Annotated in this window: 1 protein-coding gene; it reads left to right on the top strand. The window is 65.3% G+C overall.

All coding sequences use genetic code 11. From position 1 onward, the window contains the following. Positions 1 to 3: 3 nt before the first annotated feature. On the top strand, positions 4 to 1,881 hold a 1,878-nt coding region (locus tag G4G00_RS21660), incomplete at its 3' end, for a phage tail tape measure protein (RefSeq protein ID WP_240336209.1).

Below are 1,881 nucleotides of genomic sequence, written 5' to 3'. Positions count from 1 at the left end.
GCCATGAGCAGGGCCCTGAATGAGGCCAAACGCTCTGCCGCCTCGTTGAAAGCTCAGCACCAGCAGAGCGCCGTGGAACTGCAACGCCTGCGCACGGGGCTGGACCGCGCCGGCATCAGCACCCAACAGCTGGGCAGCCATGAGCGTGCGCTGCGCACCGACATCGCGGCCACCACCGCGCAGATGGAGCAGCAGCGCGGCCGTCTGGCCGCCCTGGATGCGGCCATGGCCCGTAGCCGCAAGATTCACAGCGCCGGGATGACTGCGGCGGCCAGCGGCACCGGGATCGCCCTGGCCGCTGCTACCGCACTGCGCGCGCAGGCCTTCCCGGTCGCCCGAGCGATGAAGTTTGAATCGGCCATGGCCGATGTGGAAAAGGTGGTCGACTTCGAGTCACCTGAAGCGTTCCAGCAGATGGGACGGGATATCGAAGACCTCTCGCTGCGTCTGCCCATGGTGCCCACGGAAATCGCCAAGATCGTCGCTGCCGCAGGTCAAGCCTCCATTCCCCGGCAAGAGCTGGTGCGTTTTGCTGAGGACGCGGCCAAGATGGGCGTGGCCTTTGAGACCTCTGCCGAAGAGGCTGGCCAGACCATGGCCACCTGGCGCACGGCCTTCCGCATGGGCCAGGACGATGTGGTCGAGTTGGCCGACAAGATCAACTTCCTGGGCAACACCGGCGCCGCTGATGTGCGCAAGATCAGCGATGTAGTCAACCGCATCGGTGCACTAGGCGAGGTGGCCGGATTGGGCAGCGGGCCGCTGGCCGCACTGGGCGCCACCGTGGCCGGTATGGGCATTGAGTCGGAAGTCTCGGCCACCGGCATCAAGAACATGCTGCTCACTCTGTCCTCCGGTGAGGGCGCCACCAAGCGCCAGGTCGCTGCCTTTGAACAGCTGGGCCTGAAGGCCAGCGACATGGCCACGGCCATGCAGAATGATGCCGGCGGGGCGATCTTGCAGGTCCTGGAAAAGCTCAAGCAGCTGCCCAAGGCCCAGCAGGCAGCGACCATGACCCAGTTGTTTGGTCGCGAATCCATTGGTGCGATCGCACCGCTGCTGACCAACCTGGAACTGCTCAAGGGCAACTTCGGCAAGGTGGCCGATGCTCAGCAGTACGCCGGATCCATGGAACGCGAATATGCCAAGCGCGTAGAAGCATCCGAGAACATGGTGCAGCTGCTGCGCAACAGCTTCGAGGTCCTTTCCCAGGGTATCGGCAAAACGCTGCTGCCGGACTTTAAGGCCCTGGCCACCAAGACCGGCGAAGTGGTCGGCAGCATCATCGAGTGGGTGCGTGCCAATCCCGAGCTCACCAAGACCATTGCCAAAGTGGCGGTGATCGGCAGCGCGCTGGCCACCGCCCTGGGCGGTCTGCTGATGGCCGGCGGCATGGGCGCGATGGCCCTGACCCAAGTGCACAAAGCCGCCATGCTGCTCAGTGGCGGCGGCGGCCTAGGCAAACTGGTGGGCCAGGTGCTATCGCTGGGTGGGCGCGCCTTCCCGATGCTGCTCAACGTGGGCCGCATGCTATTGCCGCTGCTCGGAGGCATCAGCCTGCCGGTGCTGGCCATCGGCGCGGCTATCGGCGTGGTCGCCGCTTTGGTGTGGAAGTATTGGGAGCCGATCAAGGCCTTCATGGTCGGGACGTGGCAGGGCATCGTCGATGTGGTGGGTCCGATCATGGATGAGCTGGCCACCGCGCTGGAACCGCTCGGCCCGGTGTGGGACCTCGTCTCCACCGCGATGGGCAAGGCATGGGACTGGGTCAAGAGGCTCTTTGCCCCGTTCCAAGCCACCAGCGAGCAGTTGCAGGGCGCCAGCGATGCCGGCCGTGGCTTTGGCCAGATCCTGGGCACGGTGCTGACGGTCAACCTGCAG

The sequence above is a fragment of the Stenotrophomonas sp. B1-1 genome (assembly GCF_010894375.1).
In the GTDB taxonomy this organism is placed as follows: Bacteria; Pseudomonadota; Gammaproteobacteria; order Xanthomonadales; family Xanthomonadaceae; genus Stenotrophomonas.
This window is presented reverse-complemented; position numbering and strand designations above follow the sequence as displayed.